Consider the following 20413-nt stretch of genomic DNA (forward strand, 5'->3'; position numbering starts at 1 on the left):
CCGAACCCGGAAGCTAAGCCTTTCAGCGCCGATGGTACTGCATGCGGGAGCGTGTGGGAGAGTAGGACGCCGCCGAACTCCATGTGAGGAAAGCCCCGTTGGCACACGCCAACGGGGCTTTCTTTTGTGCGACGGGGCTTTCTTCTGTGCGTTCGACGGAGTTTCTCCGCGTTCGATAGTGCTTATCAGGGCTGCCCAACGGGTCGGCCGGCGCTTGCCGGGGTCCGGCTCCCCAGGCGTCACCGCGTGGCGGGAGCGCTGCCGGCGCCGTTCGATCCGCCCACCCTTCATGCCACCCCGTGCACGCTGGGTGAGCGGCGCCCGGTAGGGTCAGGGGGCATCGTCGGCACGTTCACACAGGAGGTCCACGGGTGGAGGTCCAGGAGACGCGGGTCCAGACGGACCGGGTCCTCACCATCCCGAACATCCTCAGCATGGCTCGTCTGGTCGGCGTGCCGGTGTTCCTGTGGCTGATTCTGTGGCCGGAGTTCGGCGGGCCGAACTGCGACCTGTGGGCACTCCTCGTGATCGTCGCGAGCGGGGTCAGCGATTACCTCGACGGTAAACTCGCCCGTCGGTGGAATCAGATCAGCAGCCTGGGCCGTATTCTCGATCCGGCCGCCGACCGGCTGTACATCCTCTCGACGCTGGTGGGTCTAACCTGGCGCGAGATTCTCCCCCTCTGGCTGACGATCGCGTTGTTGGCCCGCGAACTGCTGCTTCTGGTCATGGTGTGGGTCCTGGACCGCCATGGCTTCGCGCCGCCGCAGGTCAACTTTCTCGGCAAGGCCGCCACCTTCAACCTCATGTACGCCTTCCCGTTGCTGCTGCTCAGTGACGGAAGTGGATGGCTGGCATCACTCGCTGCGATCTTTGGATGGGCCTTCGCCGGTTGGGGTACTGCGCTCTACTGGTGGGCAGGGATCCTTTACGTGGTCCAGGTCCGCCGTCTGATCAGCGCGGATGCTGAAACCGACTGAACACCCGCCTCCGCTCGGAGGCCGACTGCCCTGAATTCGGCTTTGTGGGCCATCCTGGAGGGGTGAGGGTCGGTATGACCGTCGTCTGTATGAGGAGGACGCTTCCGACATGAAGGCCGTCGTGATGGCTGGCGGCGAGGGCACGCGCCTTCGCCCGATGACCGCGAGCATGCCCAAGCCGCTCCTGCCAGTGGTGAACAAGCCGATCATGGAGCATGTGCTCAAGCTGCTCAAGCGTCATGGGCTCACCGAGACCGTGGTGACCGTGCAATTCCTGGCTTCGCTGGTCAAGAATTATTTCGGTGACGGTGAAGAGCTCGGCATGGAACTCAGCTACGCCCACGAGGAGAAGCCTCTGGGTACGGCGGGCAGTGTCAAGAACGCGGAGGAGGCGCTGAAGGACGACGCGTTCCTCGTCATCTCGGGCGACGCGCTCACGGATTTCGATCTGAGCGACCTCATCCGGTTCCACAGGGAGCGCGGCGCGATGGTCACCGTGTGCCTGACCCGGGTGCCGAATCCGCTGGAGTTCGGTATCACCATCGTGGACGAGGACGGGAAGGTCGACAGGTTCCTGGAGAAGCCGACGTGGGGGCAGGTCTTCTCCGACACGGTGAACACCGGCATCTACGTGATGGAGCCGGAGGTGTTCGACTACGTCGAGGCGGACGCGTCGGTCGACTGGTCGGGTGACGTCTTCCCGCGGCTCATGGAGGAGGGCAAGCCGATCTACGGCTATGTCGCCGAGGGCTACTGGGAGGACGTCGGCACGCACGAGAGCTATGTGCAGGCGCAGGCCGACGTGCTCGAGGGCAAGGTGGACGTCGAGCGGGACGGGTTCGAGATCTCGCCGGGCGTCTGGGTCGCCGAGGGGGCCGAGGTGCATCCGGACGCCGAGCTGCGTGGCCCGCTCTACATCGGTGACTACGCGAAGGTCGAGTCGGGCGCCGAGGTGCGTGAGCAGTCCGTCATCGGGTCGAACGTCGTGGTCAAGAGCGGCGCCTTTCTGCACCGCGCGGTGGTGCACGACAACGTCTACGTGGGCCCGCAGAGCAATCTGCGCGGCTGCGTCATCGGCAAGAACACCGACATCATGCGGGCCTCGCGTATCGAGGACGGAGCCGTCGTCGGCGACGAGTGCTTCATCGGTGAGGAATCGATCGTTCAGGGGAACGTGCGCATCTACCCCTTCAAGACGATCGAGGCCGGCGCGTTCGTCAACACGTCCGTGATCTGGGAGTCCCGCGGGCAGGCGCACCTGTTCGGGGCGCGGGGCGTCTCCGGCATCCTGAACGTGGAGATCACGCCCGAGCTGGCGGTACGGCTGGCGGGCGCGTACGCGACGACGCTGAAGAAGGGCTCCACGGTCTGTACTGCGCGTGACCACTCCCGCGGTGCCCGCGCGCTGAAGCGGGCCATCATCTCCGCGCTCCAGGCCAGCGCCATCGACGTACGTGACCTGGAGAACGTGCCGCTCCCCGTGGCCCGCGAGCAGACGGCGCGGGGCAGCGCGGGCGGCATCATGATCCGGACGACGACCGGTGTTCCGGACTCGGTCGACATCATGTTCTTCGACGAGCGCGGCGCGGACCTCTCCCAGGCCAAGCAGCGCAAGCTGGACCGCGTCTACGCGCGCCAGGAGTACCGCCGCGCCTTCCCTGGCGAGATCGGCGACCTGAGCTTTCCCTCCAGCGTCTACGACTCCTATACAGGATCCCTGCTGCGTGCCGTGGACACCACGGGGATCGCGGAGTCCGGGCTCAAGGTGGTCGTGGACGCGTCCAACGGCAGCGCGGGGCTGGTGCTGCCGAGTCTGCTCGGCCGCCTCGGTGTGGACTCGCTGACGATCAATCCGGGGCTCGACGAGGCGCGTCCGACGGAGACGGCGGAGAGCCGGCGGGCCGGTATGGTGCGGCTGGGGGAGATCGTGGCCTCGGCGCGGGCGGCGTTCGGCGTGCGGTTCGACCCGGTGGGTGAGCGGATCTCCCTGGTGGACGAGCAGGGCAGGATCGTCGAGGACGACCGCGCGCTGCTGGTCATGCTGGACTTGGTGGCCGCCGAGCGGCGCAGCGGCCGGGTGGCGCTGCCGGTGACCACGACCCGGATCGCGGAGCAGGTCGCGGCCTACCACGGGACCCAGGTGGAGTGGACGACGACTTCGACCGACGACCTGGCCCGGGTCAGCCGGGACGACGCGACGGTCTTCGGCGGCGACGGGCGCGGTGGGTTCATCGTTCCGGAGTTCAGTTCCGTCTTCGACGGTGCGGCCGCTTTCGTGCGGCTGATCGGGCTGGTGGCCCGTACACAGCTCACCCTCAGCCAGATCGACGCGCGGATTCCGCAGGCGCACGTGAGCCGGCGGGACCTGCCGACGCCGTGGGCGGTCAAGGGGCTCGTGATGCGTACGGTCGTGGAGGCGGCCGGGGACAGGTCGGTCGACACCACCGACGGGGTGCGGGTCGTCGAGTCCGACGGACGCTGGGTGATGGTGCTGCCGGACCCGGCGGAGGCCGTCACCCATCTGTGGGCCGAGGGCCCCGACGAGGCGTCGGCGCAGGCGTTGCTGGACGAGTGGGCGGCCGTGGTCGACAGCGCGGGACACTGAGCCGCGGGCAGGGCGGCGGCCGGGCCCACGGCCTGCGGCGTCGGCCGCGCAGCCCTGCCTGGTCGCGTTGGTCGCGGCGGGGCGTGTCCTTCCCCGGGGGCAACGCCAAGGGCAAGTCCCGCCGCACGGCGTAGAGGTGGGTGCGTTCGGTGGCAGGGGTCGTCACGTGCGACGATGTGCGGCATGTCGCAGCAGCAGCCCAGTCGGAGCACCTTGTCGCGGTTCCCGCGGCCCGATGCCTCCATGTCGCTGCTGACCAACGTGATGGAGCACAGCCTCGACGAGGGGTACGCGGAGGCCGCCGCCCGGCGGGGTGAGGTGGGCCGCTCGCGGATGCCGCGCACCCTGCGGGCCAAGCTCGGTCTCGCGGTGGGGCTGGTGCTGGCCGGGCTGGTGGTGACCGTCGGTGCGGCGCAGGCGCGTATCTCCGCGCCGGGCATCGCCAAGGAGAAGCAGGAGTTGATCCAGCGGATCGAGTCGGGCGGCAAGGAAGCCGACACGCTGAGTGAGGACGTCGACAAGCTGCGCTCCTCCGTCGAGGCCGAGCAGCGCGAGGCCCTGGAGAAGCACGGAGACGAGCGGGGCCGCACGGCGACGCTGCTGGCCGGCGCGACACCCGTCAAGGGCCCCGGTCTCAAGCTGGTGGTGGACGACGCCGAGGACGCCGGATCCGGCGACGGTGACGGTCCCAGGAAGAGCGACGGCTTCTCCGACACGGGGCGGATCAGGGACCGCGATCTCCAGCGGGTCGTCAACGGGCTGTGGGCGGCGGGGGCGGAGGCCGTCTCGGTCAACGGTCAGCGTCTGACGTCGCGTTCGGCCATCCGCGCGGCGGGGGACGCGATCCTGGTCGACAACAAGCCGCTGGTGCCGCCCTATACGCTGCTTGCCGTCGGCCCTGGGCAGAAGTTCAGCAGGACGTTCCAGGACAGCGTCGACGGGCAGTATCTGTACATCCTGCACAAGGACTACGGGGCGAAGACCAGCATCTCCGTCCAGGACGAGGTCCGGCTGCCGGCCGCGCCGAGTCTGAATCTGAGAACAGCGAAGCCTGTGCGAACAGGGAAGGGCAGCACATCGTGATCGCCGTACTGGGCCTCGTCGTCGGAGTGGTGGCCGGACTCGTCGTCCGGCCCGTGGTGCCGATGGCGTTCGAGCCCTACCTGCCCATCGCTGTCGTCGCCGCGCTGGACGCGGTGTTCGGGGGGCTGCGCGCCATGCTGGACGGCATCTTCGACGACAAGGTCTTCGTCGTCTCCTTCCTGTCGAACGTGGTGGTGGCGGCGCTGATCGTCTTCCTCGGCGACAAGCTCGGGGTCGGTGCCCAGCTCTCCACCGGGGTGGTCGTCGTCCTGGGTATCCGGATCTTCTCCAACGCGGCCGCCATCCGCCGGCACGTCTTCAGGGCGTGAGGCCGATGAGCGACGAGCGCAGGCCGAGGCAGGAACTGCCGCCCGAGCGGCCGGAGAGCACGCAGGGGCCCGCGGACGAGGCGGCGTCGGGAGACCAGGGGGCCGCGCGGCTGACCGGGCGGCAACGGCTGGCCAAGGCCGTCTGGCCCCCACGGGTGACGCGGGCCCAACTCATCGTGGCGCTCCTGCTGTTCGTCCTCGGCCTGGGGCTCGCCATCCAGGTGCGGTCCACCAGCGAGAACAGCGCGCTGCGCGGAGCCCGCCAGGAGGACCTGGTGCGCATCCTGGACGAGCTCGACGACCGCACCAAGCGGCTGGAGGACGAGAAGCGGAAGCTGACCGGGCAGCGCACCGAGCTGGAGAACAGCTCCGACCAGGCGGAAGAGGCCCGCAAGCAGACCAGGCAGAAGGCGGCGCAGCTGGGGGTCCTCGCCGGTACGGTGGCGGCCGAGGGGCCCGGTATCCGTATGACGATCAACGACCGCGCCGGCACCACCGATTCGGACACGCTGCTCGACGCCGTCCAGGAGCTGCGGGCCGCGGGGGCCGAGGCGATGCAGGTCAACGGGGTGCGCGTGGTGGCGAGTACCTATTTCACCGACAGTGGCGGCGGAGTGAGCGTGGACGGGCATAAGATCGATCCGCCGTACCGGTTCGAGGTCATCGGCAAGCCCGCGGATCTCGAACCGGCGCTGAACATCCCCGGCGGAGTCGTGCAGACACTGAAGAACAAGCAGGCCACAGTGGGTGTGACGCGCTCGGAGAAGGTCACCGTGGACGCCTTGCGACAGGCGAAGCGGCCTGACTACGCTCGGTCGTCCTCGCAGTGAGATGGTGAGAAGAGTTGCGGGGGGTCGGCGGGCCGGCCGGGCACCGCGTGAGGGAAACTGTCTATGGGTCACGGACGTTAGACGGGCGTCGAGAGTGACCAATGAGAGCATCGAGGGTCTGTCCTGCCCCACGGGCGGGTCTGTTTCGTGCGAGGGGAATCGCCCGTGAGTTTTTTTGCGAAGTTGTTCGGCAAGGGCCGCCGGAGCGGTGACACGGGTACCGCACGGCACCGTGCGCCCCGTGACACCGAGGTGACGGGTTCCGCCCCCGGGAGCAGCGGGGAGCGCCCCCTGTTCCGCGACGAGGTGGCCGGACCGGCAGGCGACAATTCGGGTGGTCACGGCGCGTTTTCTGTTGACCCCGGTACGCAGGGGCGCATAGGTTCCCAGGCACCGCAAACCTCAAATCCAGGTGGAGGTTCTGCCTTGCCGGTGTGTAACAGGTGTGGAGCCCAGGTCGCCGAAGCGAGCCGGTTCTGCTCCAACTGCGGCGCCCCCCTGCGGGGCGGCGTGCCCGCGGAGGGGTCGTCCGAGACGACGTCGACGATCTCCATCTCCGGGCTGGAGGCCTACGACTCGGAGTCCACGGGCCAGCACGTCTCTCCTGTGCTGCCCCCCGAGGCGCAGGCCGCGGTGGAGGCGCTGCCGCTGGGCTCGGCGCTGCTGATCGTGCGGCGTGGCCCCAACTCCGGCAGCCGCTTCCTGCTCGACGGTGAGCTGACCACCGCGGGCCGCCACCCGGAGAGCGACATCTTCCTCGACGACGTGACGGTCTCGCGTCGTCACGTGGAGTTCCGGCGCGGTGCCGACGGCGCCTTCACCGTCTCGGACGTCGGCAGCCTGAACGGCACCTACGTCAACCGTGAGCGGATCGAGGCGGGAGTGCCGCTGGCCAGCGGCGACGAGGTGCAGATCGGCAAGTACCGCCTGGTCTTCTACGGGAGCCCGCGTACCGTCTGAGATCTTGCAGGGAGGCTCGTGCTGCACACGCCGTCCGGCGGTGCCCGGGTGGGCACCGCCGCAGGGGACGCAGGCCCAGGGAGCGGCCCGATGAGCATCGGCGCCGTCCTGGAGGCGCTCCGTGAGGAGTTTCCCGAGGTCACCGTCTCCAAGATCCGTTTTCTCGAGGCGGAGGGCCTCGTCGAGCCGGCGCGGACACCGGCGGGTTACCGCAAGTTCCGCGCCGAGGACGTCGAGCGGCTCAGCCACGTGCTGCGCATGCAGCGTGACCACTACCTGCCGCTCAAGGTGATCAGGGAGCAGTTGGCGGGCGCCACGGACGGCGCCGGCCCGTCAGCTGTCCCGCCCTCGCCGGGCCGGCCCGCCGAGCCGGAGGGCCGGGAGGCGGCTCGGCGGGCCGCAAGCCCGCCCGCTGCCGTGCGCCTGGACCGGGAAGAGCTGCTGGCCGCCGTCTCGGCGGCCCCGGAGGAGCTCACGGCGTGGGAGGAGTACGGGCTGCTCGGCGCCGACGCGGAGGGCAGGTACGGGCACGGCGAGCTGGCGGTGGCGCGCCTGGTGGCGGAGCTGGGCAGGCACGGTCTGGAGGCGCGTCATCTGCGGGCGCTGAAGCTCTGTGCCGAGCGCCAGCTCGATCTCGCCGAGCAGACCGTGGCGTCCCTCAGAAGGCACCCGGATGCCCGCACCAGGGAGCTGGCGGAGGGAACGGTCCAGGAGCTGGCCGGGCTGTCCGCGCGGCTCTACGCGGCCTTCGTGCAGGCCGCGCCAGGCGCCTCGGGTGACTGAATCGGCACACCGGTGCCGTCGCCGGACGGGTGCCCGACTACCCAAACAGGCGCGGCACGGCCTAGGGTTGCTGTGTGAATGAGCTCGACGTCGTGGGTGTCCGGGTGGAAATGCCCACCAACCAACCGATCGTGCTCCTGCGAGAAGTGGGAGGCGACCGCTACCTCCCTATCTGGATCGGCCCCGGGGAGGCGACCGCGATCGCCTTCGCCCAGCAGGGCATGACCCCCGCACGCCCACTCACCCATGACCTGTTCAAGGATGTCCTGGAAGCAGTGGGTCAGGAGCTGACCGCGGTCCGCATCGTGGATCTGCGGGAAGGCGTGTTCTACGCGGAGCTGGTTTTCGCCAGTGGTGTGGAAGTCAGTGCCCGCCCGTCCGACGCCATAGCGCTCGCGCTGCGCACCGGCACGCCGATCTACGGCAGTGACGATGTGCTGGACGACGCGGGTATCGCGATCCCCGACGAGCAGGAGGACGAGGTGGAGAAGTTCCGCGAGTTCCTCGACCAGATCTCTCCGGAGGACTTCGGCTCCAGCAGCCAGTGACGGCCCCCGCTCGCGCCGCGTCCGCCGACGCGGCGCGGGGGAGTGCGCCTCAGCGGCCGGGGGCGGCGGCCATCCGGCCAGCTGTTCCCCAACCGAGGGCACGCAAAACCACTCCTGGGGGCATTATCACTCGCCGTGCCGAGTGTGGCGATCGTTGACGCACTCGGAGTGACTGCCTACCTTCATGTGGGCAGGTTCCGGGGGTAACCCGGGATGTGAAGGACGGAGGTCGGCGTGGCAAGCACCGGCGGCGAAGGTACGGCAGCTGGCGATTCGTCCCTACTCGGCGGTCCACGGGCGGCCTACGGGCGGGAGGTGTCCCCAGGGCGGCCCGCAGCCGGTCTACGGACGGACGGGGCCCCGGGCGAAGCGGCGGAGACCCCGGCCGAGCAGGTCGGCTACCGCGGACCGACCGCGTGCTCCGCGGCCGGCATCACCTACCGCCAGCTGGACTACTGGGCCCGCACCGGGCTGGTGGAGCCCAGCATCCGGCCCGCCTACGGGTCGGGCACCCAGCGGCTCTACGGCTTCCGCGACATCGTCGTTCTCAAGATCGTCAAACGGCTGCTGGACACCGGTGTCTCCCTCCAGAACATCCGTGCCGCGGTCCGGCACCTGCGCTCGCGCGGCCGCACCGACCTGGCGCGGATGACGCTCATGAGCGACGGGGCGACCGTCTACGAGTGCTCCTCGCCCGACGAGGTGGTCGATCTGCTCCAGGGCGGCCAGGGAGTCTTCGGGATCGCCGTGGGCGTGGTGTGGAAGGACGTCGAGGGCGCTCTCTCGCAGCTGCACGGGGAGCGGGTCGACACGGGGGAGACCCTGGTGGGCGACCACCCGGAGGACGAGCTGGCCCGCCGCCGCAACCGCGTGGGCTGAGGGCCAGCGCGCCGCGAGCCGGGTGACCGGGCCGGTTGTCGGTGCCATGCGGCAGCATCGGACGTGTGAGGACCGAGCCGACCATCCTGCATCTGGACATGGATGCCTTCTTCGCCGCGGTGGAGCAGGCGTCCAAGCCGAGCCTGCGCGGGAAGCCCGTGGTGGTCGGCGGGCTCGGCCCGCGCGGGGTGGTCTCCACCGCCTCGTACGAGGCCCGGCGCTTCGGGGTGCACTCGGCGATGCCCACCGCGCAGGCCAGACGCCTGGCGCCGAACGCGGCCTATCTGGGCACCCGCTTCGGGCTCTACCGGGCGGTGAGCGAGGTGGTGATGGAGCTGCTGTACGCGCTCTCGCCCCTGGTGGAGCCCCTGAGCCTCGACGAGGCGTTCGTGGATCTGGAGGCCCACGAGGCGCCGACGGGCACGCAGGGCGGCGCCGAGGGGGCGCGTGAGATCGGTGAGCGGCTGCGGCGGGACATCCGGGCGGCGACGGGGCTCAGCGGCTCCGTGGGACTGGCCGGCTCCAAGATGCTCGCCAAGATCGCCTCGGAGGAGGCGAAGCCGGACGGCCTGGTGCTGATAGAGCCGGGTACCGAGCGGGAACGCCTGGCGCCCATGCCGGTGAGGACGCTGCCCGGGGTGGGGCCCGCGACGGGTGAGGTGCTGCGCCGTGCGGGTCTCACCACGATCGGCGAGGTGGCAGAGGCGGGCGCGGACGAGTTGCTGCGGCTGCTGGGCAAGGCGCACGGTACCGCCGTCCACGCCATGGCCCACGGGATCGACGAGCGACCCGTGGTGGCGGAGCGGGACGCGAAGTCGGTGTCCGTCGAGGACACCTACGACGTCGATCTGACCGACCGCACGCGGGTGCGGCTGGAGGTGGAGCGGCTCGCCCGGCGCTGTGTGACGCGGCTGCGCGCCGCCGGCCGTTCGGGGCGGACAGTGGTCATCAAGGTGCGCAGCTACGATTTCTCGACCCTGACCAGGTCGGAGACCCTGCGGGGCCCCACCGACGATCCCGGTGTCGTCAAGGAGGCGGCGCTGCGGCTGCTGGAAGGGGTGGACACCACGGCCGGGGTGCGGCTGCTGGGCGTGGCCGTCAGCGGTCTGGCGGACTTCACGCAGGAGGACCTGTTCGCGCAGGCCCAGGCCGCGCGGAGCGAGGCCGAGGCCGAGGCGGCGCGGCAGGCCGCCGAGGCGGACGCCGAGCGGGACAGCACGGTCGTGGAGGAGCCGGACGCCGCGGTGCCCGCCGACCGGCAGTGGATTCCTGGCCGGGACGTGCGGCACGCGGCGCACGGCAGGGGCTGGGTGCAGGGCAGCGGCGTCGGGAAGGTGACCGTCCGCTTCGAGGAGCCCGACACGCCGCCGGGCCGGGTGCGCACGTTCGCCGTGGACGACCCGGATCTCGAGCCGGCCGAACCGGTCATGCTGGACGCGCGCGTCGCCGAGGCGCTGGCGCGGCGGGCCGCGCCTGCCCCCGCGGGCGGTTCCGGGGCCGGAGCGGGTCAGTCGCCGGCGCCCGCCACCCGCCCGAAGTCGCGGTCCGGCGGTGCCGGTGCCTCGTCGGGCAGTGGTGTGTCGAGACCGTAGTGGCGGTAGAGCTGGAGCTCCTGCTGCGGTGAGAGGTGGCGGCCCACTCCGAAGTCGGGCGCGCCCCTGATCAGATCGCGCGCGAAGGGCACGCGCAGGCCGGTCTCGTCCAGTCGGGAGGGTTCCAGCGGTACGAAGGCGTCACGGCTGAAGATCCCGGTGCGCAGGGCTGCCCACTCCGGTTCGCCGGTGGCGTCGTCCAGGTACACCTCGTCGACGGTGCCGATCTTGTCTCCCCGGCTGTCGAACGCCTTGCGGCCGATCAGGCTCCGCGGGTCTATGTCGGTCTGCACGGATCTCCCTCCCACGGGTTGCGACATGCTGTTCCTGCTCGTACCCACTACGAAACGGTACTTTTCGGCCACTGGCCACTTGAACACACTCCGGGTTACCACCGAGGGGCTCGCTGATACGCTCGTAAACGGCTGTCGACCCCGTGCGGGAGAGTCCTCCGGGAAGTTTCCGGAGGCGCCGAAGGAGCAACTCCTCCCCGGAATCTCTCAGGCTCACGTACCGCACGGACGAGGTCACTCTGGAAAGCAGGGCGGGCCCCGGACCAGCGCCGATGCCCCCCTCACCGACGGTGTAAGCCGAGCGTCCGGTCAGTGGGGCGGGTCGGTGAAACTCTCAGGTCCGGATGACAGAGGGGGAGGCCGAACGGGCACCCGTGGAAGGTGCCCCCCGAGGTCGCACCGACCAGGAGGCCCCCGCAGATGACTTCCCACCGCATCCCGCTGACCGAGTTGGAGAGCGGCACACCGTTCGAGAGCCGGCACATCGGGCCCGACGCGGCCGCGCAGGCGAAGATGCTCGCCCAGGTCGGTTACGGATCGCTCGACGAGCTCACCGCGGCGGCGGTACCCGACGTGATCAAGAGCACCGAGCGGCTGGCGCTCCCCGAGGCCCGCAGCGAGGCCGAGGTGCTGGCCGAGCTGCGCTCGTTCGCGCACCGCAACCGGGTGCAGCACTCCATGATCGGCCTGGGATACCACGGCACGTTCACGCCGCCGGTGATCCTGCGCAACGTGATGGAGAACCCGGGCTGGTACACCGCCTACACGCCGTACCAGCCGGAGATCTCCCAGGGGCGGCTGGAGGCGCTGCTCAACTTCCAGACCGTTGTGGCCGACCTGACCGGGCTGCCCACCTCGGGCGCGTCCCTGCTGGACGAGCCGACGGCCGCCGCCGAGGCGATGGCGCTGTCGCGGCGCGTCGGCAAGGCGGGCAAGCGCGGCTCCACCGTCTTCCTGGTCGACGCGGAGTGCCTGCCCCAGACCGTGGGCGTGCTGCGTACCCGCGCGGAGCCCACCGGTGTCGAGGTCGTCGTCGCCGACCTGCGCGAGGGCATCCCCGACGAGATCGCCGACCGCGGCGTGTTCGGCGTCCTGCTCCAGTACCCGGGCGTCTCCGGTGTCGTGCGCGACCAGCGGGCCGTCATCGAGCGGGCCCACGAGCTGGACGCGGTCGTCACCGTCGCCGCCGATCTGCTCGCGCTCACCCTGCTGACGTCGCCCGGCGAGCTGGGCGCCGACATCGCCGTCGGCTCCAGCCAGCGTTTCGGGGTGCCGATGGGCTTCGGCGGACCGCACGCGGGCTACATGGCGGTGCGCGACGCGTTCGCGCGCAGCCTGCCGGGCCGTCTCGTCGGCGTGTCGAGGGACGCCGACGGCGAGCAGGCATACCGCCTCGCCCTCCAGACCCGCGAGCAGCACATCCGCCGCGAGAAGGCCACCAGCAACATCTGCACCGCGCAGGTGCTGCTGGCAGTGATGGCCGGGATGTACGCGACCTACCACGGGCCCGACGGACTGGCCGCGATCGCGCGCCGTACGCACCGCTACGCGGCGCTGCTCGCCGCCGGGCTGCGGGACGGCGGTGTCCAGGTCGTCCACGGCGCCTTCTTCGACACGGTCACCGCACGGGTGCCGGGACGGGCGGCCGAGGTCGTCGAACGGGCGAGCCTGGCCGGGGTCGACCTGCGTCTGACCGACGCCGACCACGTCGGCATCACCTGCGACGAGATCACCGGGCGCGAGCACCTGACCGCCGTGTGGCGGGCGTTCGGGGTCCTGGGCGACGACGCTGCGGGCGACTTCGCGGCGCTGGACACCGCGACAGCGGACGCGCTGCCCGAGCCCCTGCTGCGCACCGACGAGTACCTGACCCACCCGGTCTTCCACGAGCACCGCTCCGAGACGGGCATGCTGCGCTACCTGCGCCGGCTGGCCGACCGCGACTACGCGCTCGACCGGGGCATGATCCCGCTCGGCTCGTGCACGATGAAGCTGAACGCCACCACCGAGATGGAGCCGGTCACCTGGCCGGAGTTCGGCGCGCTGCACCCCTTCGCCCCCGCCGAGCAGGCCGAGGGCTACCTGACGCTGATCCGCGAGCTGGAGGAGCGGCTCGCCGAGGTCACCGGCTACGACAGGGTCTCCCTCCAGCCCAACGCGGGCTCTCAGGGCGAGCTTGCCGGGCTGCTGGCCGTCCGCGCCTACCACCGTGCGAACGGCCAGGAGCAGCGCACCGTCTGCCTGATCCCCTCCTCGGCGCACGGCACCAACGCGGCCAGCGCGGTGATGGCGGGCATGAAGGTCGTCGTCGTCAAGACCAGCGACAACGGCGACGTGGACGTGGCCGACCTGCACGCGAAGATCGAGCAGCACGGGAACGAGCTGGCCGTCCTGATGGTCACCTACCCCTCGACGCACGGCGTTTTCGAGGAACACATCAGCGACGTGTGCGCCGCCGTGCACGAGGCGGGCGGCCAGGTGTACGTGGACGGCGCCAACCTCAACGCGCTGCTCGGTGTGGCGAAGCCGGGCCGCTTCGGCGCCGACGTCTCGCACCTGAACCTGCACAAGACCTTCTGCATCCCGCACGGTGGCGGCGGCCCCGGCGTCGGCCCGATCGGCGTGCGGGAGCACCTGGCGCCCTACCTGCCCAACCACCCGCTGCAACCCGCCGCGGGCCCCGAGACGGGCATCGGGCCGGTCTCCGGAGCCCCGTGGGGCTCGGCGGGCATTCTCCCCATCTCGTGGGCGTACGTGCGTCTGATGGGCGCCGAGGGGCTGCGCAGGGCGACGCAGGTGGCGGTGCTCAGCGCCAACTACATCGCCAAGCGCCTGGAGCCGCACTACCCGGTCCTGTACGCGGGCCCGAACGGGCTGGTGGCGCACGAGTGCATCATCGACGTGCGGCCGCTGACCAAGCAGACCGGTGTGAGCATCGACGACGTCGCCAAGCGGCTGATCGACTACGGCTTCCACGCGCCGACGATGTCGTTCCCCGTCGCCGGCACGCTGATGATCGAGCCCACCGAGAGCGAGGATCTGGCGGAGCTGGACCGCTTCTGCGAGGCGATGATCGCCATCCGTGCCGAGATCGACAAGGTTGGGACGGGGGAGTGGGACGCGCAGGACAACCCGCTGCGCAACGCCCCGCACACCGCCGCGATGCTCGCCGGCGAGTGGCAGCAGGCGTACGGGCGCGAGGAGGCCGTCTTCCCCGCGGGCGTGAAGGCATCCGACAAGTACTGGCCGCCGGTGCGCCGGATCGACGGCGCCTTCGGTGACCGCAACCTGGTGTGCTCCTGCCCGCCGGTCGCGGAGTACGAGGCCGGGTAACCAGGCAGACCAGCCACCGCTCGCCGCCCCACGAGGCGGCGAGCGGGCACGTGTCAGGCCCTGTGCGGCGCACGCCGCACAGGGCCTGACACGTGCCCGTTGCCGGGCGCGGCCCTCAGGCGGCCGTCACGTGCCGGGTGCGGAGTGGCCGGTGCGGCGCGATGATCTGGCCGTCCGGCAGCAGCTCGCCGGTGTCCTCGAAGAGGAGGACCCCGTTGCAGAGCAGGCTCCAGCCCTGCTCGGGGTGGTAGGCCACGGGGTGCGCGGCCTCCCGGTCGGCGGAGTCGGCTGTCGGGCACAGTGGCTGGTGCTGGCACATTGTCGCTGTCGTCTTCCGTCGTGTGATGGCGTCTGTCCTGCGGCGCTTGCTCTGCATGGCCGTTCCCCCGTAAACCGTGGTCCGTTCCGGTCCATCTCACAGTGTTCCGCCGCCGGCACGAATCCGCAGGGATTTCGCGTCAGCACGTACCCAACCGCTCAGACGCGTCACCCGTGCGGGCGGTTGCGTCCAACGATTCGGTACCTGCGGGGGGTTGAGACCGCCGGGAGGCACTAGTACGTCCGGGGCACGAGAGGCGGGCCGCGTGGTCACACGCTTCCACCGGCGGGGACGGCTGTCAGGCGGAGGTGCGCAGCAGAGGGGCCGTCTTTGCGCCGGAGATCTCCGAACGGGCGCTCGCGGCGGGGGCCGTGACCAGCCGGCGGGTCAGCACGGGCAGCAGCGCGTCGACGCGGTGCGCCGTGTGGGCGGCGATACCGGGCGGCGCGGGGGCCAGTGGAATCAGCAGGTCGGCCGCTTCGGGCTCGCCCTCGGCGGGGTCGGCGGAGGTGTCGTGGTGCAGCCACAGGGTGAGCATGTACAGCTCGGGAACGGACAGCAGCCGCGGCTGGTAGGGCGTCGGCAGCGCTTCGGCCTGGCGCATCGCCCGTACCGTGGACAGCACGTAGGGGCCCTGCCGGAACTGCCCGAAGGCCCAGCCGTCCGCGGTCAGGACGGCCTCGGCGGTGCCGGCGTGGGCGGCGCCGTGCGGACCGGCGGCATCGCTCGTCTCGTCGCGCAGCAGGAAACGCCAGCCGGTCAGACGGGTGAGGGGGCCGGGGGCCGCGTGACCGGCGCGCGCGTGCGCCCGCTCGTCGGTGCTCGGCGCCACGCGCGCCATCTCGTAAGCGGGCAGCGGGAGTTCGGGACGCAGATGGCCCTGGGCCGCGCGCAGGGTCGCGGGGGCGCGGGTGCCTCTGACGGCCGTCGGCGAGCCGAGGGCGGTCAGGACACTGCGCAGGGCTGGGGCAGGGGCCTCGGATACGTGCAGCGGCATGGCGGGTCGCCTCTCTCGGGAGACACACGGTGCTGGCGGGGGCGCGACGGCGATGTCGGCGCGAAGGGGCCGCGAGCGCGGCGGGAGGGGTCGACGGCGGGTCGGGTCGCCAAGTCTCTGCCTCGTTCGTGCAGTTTATACGAGATGTGTTCGAGAGAGGTTTCCGCTAACGTACGCCGGTGTTTACCGAAAGGGGATAACCGGCCGAATCGCCGCCCTTTTCACCTGCGCTGACGACGGGTGAACGTGTATGACCTCGGGCGCGGGAGGAAACGCGGTCGGCCTGTTGTGGTCGGTGTTTCTCACAAGGAGATGCCGTTGGGCTGGGACGCCGCCGTATGCCGAAGGAATGTGCCGTCCGACATGCGCCAGCCTAGCGGCACTTACCCGCCCGGTCAGCCCCGGCAGGCGTTATCCACGGCCAGGCAGGGCATTATCGGTGCACGCTCGGCCACGTACGCCCCAAAGATATCCCGGCGCTAGCCGCGAGCAGGGAGGAAGCCCCCGATGGGAGAGAAGGTCGTCGCCGACAGGTTCGACCTGTCCGACCGGCGGCGGTACCGGCAGAAGCTGCACAAGTGCCTGGAGGGGCTGGGGCAGCTACTGGAAGAGAAGAGGTTCGACCGGCCCAGGAACCTGATGGGATTGGAGATCGAGCTGAATCTCGCGGACGCCCAGGGCCAGCCGCTCATGGTGAATGCCGAGGTTCTCCAGCGGATCGCGAGCTCCGATTTCCAGACCGAGCTGGGACAGTTCAACCTCGAAGTGAATATCGTGCCGCACGCGCTCTCGGGTCGCGTTCTCGACCAGCTCGCCGAGGAACTGCGGACCGGCCTCGCCTACGCGGACCGCCAGGCCCGCGAGGCCGAGGCGCGCATTGTGATGATCGGAACCCTGCCGACCCTCACACCCGGCGACCTGACGGTGGCCAACCTCACCGACGTGGACCGCTACCGGCTGCTCAACGACCAGATCATGGCGGCCAGAGGCGAGGAGATCACCCTCGACATCGAGGGGGTCGAGCACCTGACGACCACCTCCGAGTCGATAGCGCCCGAGTCCGCCTGCACCTCCGTGCAGCTGCATCTGCAGGTGACGCCCGGGCGGTTCGCCGACGTGTGGAACGCGGCCCAGGCCATCGCCGGGGCGCAGATTGCCATGGGGGCCAACTCGCCCTTCCTGTTCGGGCACGAGCTGTGGCGCGAGTCGCGGATCCCCCTCTTCCTCCAGGCGACCGACACCCGGTCACCGGAGCTGCGGGTACAGGGTGTGCGCCCTCGCACCTGGTTCGGCGAGCGCTGGATCTCCTCGGCGTACGACCTGTTCGAGGAGAACGTCCGCTACTTCCCCGCCCTGCTGCCCCTGCGCGACGAGGAGGACCCGCAGCGGGTGCTCGCCGCCGGCGGTGTGCCCTCGCTGCCGGAGCTGACCCTGCACAACGGCACCGTCTACCGCTGGAACCGCCCGGTCTACGGCGTCATGGACGGGGCGCCGCACCTGCGGGTGGAGAACCGGGTGCTGCCCGCGGGTCCGACGGTGACCGACGTGCTCGCCAACACCGCGTTCTACTACGGGCTGGTGCGGGCGCTGGCCGACGATCCCCGGCCGGTGTGGAACCGCATGCCGTTCGCGTACGCGGAGCGCAACTTCGACGCCGCCTGCCGGCACGGCATCGAGGCCCAGCTGTGGTGGCCGCGCTCGGGGCGGGGCTCGGGACTGGTGCGGCGGCCCGCCACCCGGCTGGTGCGCGAGGAGCTGCTGCCGCTCGCCGCCGCCGGACTCGACGCCTGGGGCGTGGAGCCCGCGGACCGCGACCGCTGCCTGACGGTGATCGAGGAGCGGTGCCGGCGCGGGGTCAACGGCGCCTCCTGGCAGGCGTCCGCCTACCGCAGCGCGCTGGAGTCGGGGCTCGACCGGGACAAGGCGCTGGCCGCGGTCACCCGTGCCTACTGCGACCGGGCCGCCGACGGCGCGGCCGTCCACACGTGGGACGGCGGACTCTGACGTCGAGGGCTGGTGGAGCGGGTCAGCCGCGGCTGCCCGCCTCCACGATCGCCTTGAGGATCACCTGATGGATCTGGGCCGGGTCACTGACCTGGTGGGCGGAGCCGCCGGTCGCCTTCGCGAGTTCCTCGGCGGCCTTCTCGTCGGCGTCGGGGCCCACGGCGATGGCGATGAGCGGTACCGGCGCCTTGCCGTCGCTCAACTGCTCCAGCTCGGCCACCAGTTCGGCGCGGGAGATGCTGCCCGGGTCCTCGTTGGCGCCGTCGGTCAGGACGACGAGCGCGTTGAACCTGCCCTTCGCGTACTGCTTGCGTGCCTGCTCGTAGGCGGCCAGGGTCGTGTCGTAGAGCCCGGTCGCGCCGCCGGGGATGGGCTCCATGCCCCCGAACGCCTTGGTCAGCCGGGACCGCTGGGTCACCCCGTCGCCGTCCTCGTGGCCGAGCCGGCGCGGCGGCACGAGCTCGCGGTAGTCCCTGTCCCCGGCCAGCCGGGTGGAGAACTCCCACAGTCCCACCTCGTCCCGCGGTGTGAACCGGGTCAGCCCCCGCAGCAGCGACGCCTTGGTGACATCCATCCGGGACTGTCCGGGGCGGCCGGGCACGGGCGCGGCCATCGAGGCCGAGGCGTCGACCACCAGGGTGAAGCGGGCGCTCTGCACGGTGATCGTCCACATGCCCAGCGCCGTGCGCACGTCCTCGGGTGCGGGCGGCTCGCCCGGCGTGGCCGTGTAGGGCTGGGGGGCGCGGGCCCCGGCGGTGCGCGCCACGCCCCCGGCGGCCTCGCCGTCCGGCGCCCTGAAGCCGTGCCGCCGAAGCTCCCGGCGGCCCTCGGCGCCGCCGAGGAGGGTCTGGAACCGGGTGGCGGCCCGACTGGTCGCGGTGTCGCGCTCGCCGGTCTGAAGCAGCGTGTACGGATAGTCCAGGACGGTGGAGCCGTCCTTCGTGGAGCCGGGGTAGAACAGCCGCAGCCCCGGCGCGCCGCCCCGCTTCCTGTTGTGGGCGTAGGCGGCCTGCTCGGACAGGAGAAGAGCCTGGTTGCGCCGCGGATTGCCCAATTCGGCGCCGGAGGTGTCGTGCGGCAGGGTCGCCAGGACCTGCGAGTCGCCGGGCGCGGTGCGCTCGGCGAGCTGTCGGGCGGCCGCGGCGGCCGCCGTCCGGGAGGTGTCAGCGCCCTGTTCGGCCGTCGCGCTCTGGATCCGGGTGAGGGCCAGCAGCCCTGTCGCGCTGCGGGCCGGATCGGCGGTGCCGACGCGCAAGTCGCCCTCGCCGCTCGCCGCGGCGGCCAGCTGCGCCCACGAGTAGGTCTTGCCGGGCCACCCCATCTCCTCGGCCGCCGCGGGGACGGCGGCCAGGGCCAGCGGTGAAGTGGCGACGCTCCCCAGCGGGCGCAGGCCGGTGTCCTTGCCCGAGGAGGAGGACGCGCGGTCCGTCCATATCCGCGAGTCCGGCAGCCAGACGTCGAAGTCCTCCGCCGCTTTCCCGCCGCCTCTTCTCAGCACGGCCGCCATCTCGGCGCCGGTACGCTCGCCGACGTGGACGTCCAGGCACTGCCCGTCCGATCTGGCGTTCTCCTCACGCGCCCGGTCGGCGACGGCCCTGAGGGCGGGGGCGATCGCGGGCGCGGCGGCCACGCGCAGCTCCACCGTCGACCCGTCGCACGCACCGCCGAAGGGGAGCACTCCGGTGCGCGTGGCGACGACGGCTCCCGCCCCCAGCGCGACGACCAGCCCCACGGCGCAGAACACGGTGCGCCGGCGTGCGCGCCCGCGTGTGCCGTGCCGCGTACGGGTGCCCGCGTGTCCGGGCCGCTCCGCGGTGTAGGGCCCCCGCGGCCCGTGCGCACCGGAGTCGTCGGGCAAGCTGTGTCGTGGCATGGCGTGATCGCCCCTCCCGGAAGCCATCCGGCGCCGGTGGGGGAGCGCGGCACACCCCGTCGGCGCTCGTCCCCCCGGTCGCCGCGCACGATCCTGTACCTGCTGCCGTGACCATAGCGTGGTGACGGGGTGGATGAGGCGTGATCGCCCGACCGAGGCCAAGACGGCATATGCAACAGGAGGTTCGTGTGCGCGGACAGGCGCCCGACAACCCGCCGCCCACCGCGGCGGCCTTCCCCGAAGAGGGAGCCCGGCGGCGCACGCTCCGTACGGAGGTGCTGCTCGTCCTGGCGCTCTCGCTGGGGGCCAGCGGCATCTCCTCGCTGATCAGCTTCGTCGGTGCGCTGACGCAGCCGGGCGGACTGGGCGACCAGGCGGCGCGGCTCAACTCGTCGCAGGCGCCCGGACGGCCCTGGCTCGACCTGGCGTGGCAGCTGTTCGGCATCGCCACCGCGCTGGTGCCTGTGGCCCTGGTGGCGCACCTGCTCACCCGGGAGGGGGCGGGCGGGCTCCGGGCGCTGGGTCTCGACCGGCGCAGGCCGGGGTTCGACCTGGGGTGGGGCGCCGCGGTGGCCGCCGGGATCGGCGGCTGCGGCATCGGCTTCTACCTGCTGGCGCAGGCGAACGGCTTCAACCTCACCGTGGAGCCCGAGTCGCTGCCCGACGTGTGGTGGAAGTACCCGGTGCTGATCGCCTCCGCCGTGCAGAACTCGGTGCTGGAGGAGGTCATCGTCGTCGGCTATCTGCTGCGCAGGCTGGGCCAGTTGGGCTGGCCGCCCGTGGCGGCGCTCGCGGCCGGCGCGGTGCTGCGCGGCTCGTACCACCTCTACCAGGGCATCGGAGGGTTCCTCGGAAACCTGGCGATGGGCGTGGTCTTCGGTCTCCTCTATCTCAGGTGGCGGCGGGTGGGGCCGCTCGTCGCCGCCCACGCGCTGATCGACATCGTGGCCTTCGTCGGCTACGCGCTCCTCGCGGGGAGGGTCGACTGGCTGCCCACCCCGTGAG

Annotated in this window: 17 protein-coding genes, 1 rRNA gene and 1 riboswitch; of the genes, 14 read left to right on the forward strand and 4 right to left on the reverse strand. The window is 71.3% G+C overall.

What is annotated here, in order from left to right; all coding sequences use genetic code 11:
* From rrf to DQ392_RS21700, 11 genes are all read left to right on the forward strand, one after another.
* Nucleotides 1-78, forward strand: a 5S ribosomal RNA gene (gene rrf, locus DQ392_RS21650); the annotation flags it as partial.
* A 293-nt stretch (nt 79-371) separates the two neighbouring features.
* Nucleotides 372-980 carry a cardiolipin synthase ClsA gene (clsA, locus tag DQ392_RS21655; RefSeq protein WP_114017350.1) on the forward strand — a complete coding sequence of 203 codons (609 nt, stop codon included), beginning with the start codon at nt 372-374 and terminating at the stop codon, nt 978-980.
* A gap of 109 nt (nt 981-1089) precedes the next feature.
* The gene (locus tag DQ392_RS21660) at nt 1090-3585 is read left to right on the forward strand and encodes a mannose-1-phosphate guanyltransferase (RefSeq protein WP_114017351.1); all 2496 of its coding nucleotides are present in this window, start codon (nt 1090-1092) and stop codon (nt 3583-3585) included.
* A gap of 183 nt (nt 3586-3768) precedes the next feature.
* A complete protein-coding gene (locus tag DQ392_RS21665) occupies nt 3769-4668 on the forward strand; it encodes a DUF881 domain-containing protein (protein ID WP_245981756.1) in 900 nt (299 codons plus the stop codon).
* Entirely contained in the window at nt 4665-4997 is a 333-nt protein-coding gene (locus DQ392_RS21670; RefSeq protein WP_114017353.1) for a small basic family protein, read from the forward strand. The genes DQ392_RS21665 and DQ392_RS21670 overlap by 4 nt, the downstream gene beginning before the upstream one ends.
* Nucleotides 4998-5002: 5 nt before the next feature.
* Nucleotides 5003-5827: a DUF881 domain-containing protein gene (locus DQ392_RS21675; RefSeq protein ID WP_114017354.1), complete on the forward strand. Its 825-nt coding sequence runs from the start codon at nt 5003-5005 to the stop codon at nt 5825-5827.
* A gap of 432 nt (nt 5828-6259) precedes the next feature.
* Nucleotides 6260-6787: an FHA domain-containing protein gene (locus DQ392_RS36000; protein WP_342774973.1), complete on the forward strand. Its 528-nt coding sequence runs from the start codon at nt 6260-6262 to the stop codon at nt 6785-6787.
* An 18-nt stretch (nt 6788-6805) separates the two neighbouring features.
* The gene (gene ftsR, locus DQ392_RS21685; RefSeq protein WP_181856527.1) at nt 6806-7570 is read left to right on the forward strand and encodes a transcriptional regulator FtsR; all 765 of its coding nucleotides are present in this window, start codon (nt 6806-6808) and stop codon (nt 7568-7570) included.
* 74 nt (nt 7571-7644) lie between these two features.
* Entirely contained in the window at nt 7645-8118 is a 474-nt protein-coding gene (locus tag DQ392_RS21690; protein WP_114017356.1) for a bifunctional nuclease family protein, read from the forward strand.
* Between the two features lie 234 nt (nt 8119-8352).
* Nucleotides 8353-8997: a MerR family transcriptional regulator gene (locus tag DQ392_RS21695; RefSeq protein WP_114017357.1), complete on the forward strand. Its 645-nt coding sequence runs from the start codon at nt 8353-8355 to the stop codon at nt 8995-8997.
* Nucleotides 8998-9062: 65 nt separating this feature from the next.
* Nucleotides 9063-10589 (forward strand): DNA polymerase IV, encoded by a 1527-nt coding sequence (locus DQ392_RS21700; RefSeq protein ID WP_114017358.1) that lies wholly within the window; start codon nt 9063-9065, stop codon nt 10587-10589.
* On the opposite strand, the gene DQ392_RS21705 is transcribed toward DQ392_RS21700, so the two are convergent.
* Entirely contained in the window at nt 10505-10882 is a 378-nt protein-coding gene (locus tag DQ392_RS21705) for a PRC-barrel domain-containing protein (RefSeq protein ID WP_114017359.1), read from the reverse strand. The two genes, DQ392_RS21700 and DQ392_RS21705, sit on opposite strands and share 85 nt — an antisense overlap.
* 136 nt (nt 10883-11018) lie before the next feature.
* Nucleotides 11019-11115, forward strand: a riboswitch (glycine riboswitch).
* 187 nt (nt 11116-11302) lie between these two features.
* Between DQ392_RS21705 and gcvP the strand changes: the two genes are divergently transcribed.
* Nucleotides 11303-14215 carry an aminomethyl-transferring glycine dehydrogenase gene (gene gcvP, locus DQ392_RS21710; protein WP_114017360.1) on the forward strand — a complete coding sequence of 971 codons (2913 nt, stop codon included), beginning with the start codon at nt 11303-11305 and terminating at the stop codon, nt 14213-14215.
* Nucleotides 14216-14330: 115 nt separating this feature from the next.
* On the opposite strand, the gene DQ392_RS21715 is transcribed toward gcvP, so the two are convergent.
* Both DQ392_RS21715 and DQ392_RS21720 read right to left on the reverse strand, forming a co-directional pair.
* Entirely contained in the window at nt 14331-14534 is a 204-nt protein-coding gene (locus DQ392_RS21715; RefSeq protein ID WP_114017361.1) for a DUF5999 family protein, read from the reverse strand.
* Nucleotides 14535-14832: 298 nt separating this feature from the next.
* Nucleotides 14833-15531 carry a hypothetical protein gene (locus DQ392_RS21720; protein ID WP_114017362.1) on the reverse strand — a complete coding sequence of 233 codons (699 nt, stop codon included), beginning with the start codon at nt 15529-15531 and terminating at the stop codon, nt 14833-14835.
* Nucleotides 15532-16038: 507 nt separating this feature from the next.
* On the opposite strand from DQ392_RS21720, the gene DQ392_RS21725 reads away from it, so the two are divergent.
* The gene (locus DQ392_RS21725; protein ID WP_114017363.1) at nt 16039-17535 is read left to right on the forward strand and encodes a glutamate-cysteine ligase family protein; all 1497 of its coding nucleotides are present in this window, start codon (nt 16039-16041) and stop codon (nt 17533-17535) included.
* Between the two features lie 22 nt (nt 17536-17557).
* Here DQ392_RS21725 and DQ392_RS21730 read toward each other — a convergent pair whose 3' ends face one another.
* A complete protein-coding gene (locus tag DQ392_RS21730; protein WP_114017364.1) occupies nt 17558-19408 on the reverse strand; it encodes a substrate-binding domain-containing protein in 1851 nt (616 codons plus the stop codon).
* A gap of 188 nt (nt 19409-19596) precedes the next feature.
* Here DQ392_RS21730 and DQ392_RS21735 point away from each other — a divergent pair, with 188 nt between their 5' ends.
* Entirely contained in the window at nt 19597-20412 is an 816-nt protein-coding gene (locus tag DQ392_RS21735) for a CPBP family intramembrane glutamic endopeptidase (RefSeq protein WP_245981758.1), read from the forward strand.
* Nucleotide 20413 lies beyond the last annotated feature (1 nt).

The organism is Streptomyces reniochalinae (assembly GCF_003323735.1).
Lineage (GTDB): Bacteria > Actinomycetota > Actinomycetes > Streptomycetales > Streptomycetaceae > Streptomyces > Streptomyces reniochalinae.

Excerpts from the sequence above, each read along its gene's own strand:
- DQ392_RS21660 (WP_114017351.1), top strand. The coding sequence starts at position 1,090 with ATGAAGGCCGTCGTGATGGCTGGCGGCGAGGGCACGCGCCTTCGCCCG.
- DQ392_RS21665 (WP_245981756.1), top strand. The coding sequence starts at position 3,769 with ATGTCGCAGCAGCAGCCCAGTCGGAGCACCTTGTCGCGGTTCCCGCGG.
- DQ392_RS21675 (WP_114017354.1), top strand. The coding sequence starts at position 5,003 with ATGAGCGACGAGCGCAGGCCGAGGCAGGAACTGCCGCCCGAGCGGCCG.
- gcvP (WP_114017360.1), top strand. The coding sequence starts at position 11,303 with ATGACTTCCCACCGCATCCCGCTGACCGAGTTGGAGAGCGGCACACCG.
- DQ392_RS21715 (WP_114017361.1), bottom strand. The coding sequence starts at position 14,534 with ATGTGCCAGCACCAGCCACTGTGCCCGACAGCCGACTCCGCCGACCGG.
- DQ392_RS21720 (WP_114017362.1), bottom strand. The coding sequence starts at position 15,531 with ATGCCGCTGCACGTATCCGAGGCCCCTGCCCCAGCCCTGCGCAGTGTC.
- DQ392_RS21725 (WP_114017363.1), top strand. The coding sequence starts at position 16,039 with ATGGGAGAGAAGGTCGTCGCCGACAGGTTCGACCTGTCCGACCGGCGG.
- DQ392_RS21730 (WP_114017364.1), bottom strand. The coding sequence starts at position 19,408 with ATGCCACGACACAGCTTGCCCGACGACTCCGGTGCGCACGGGCCGCGG.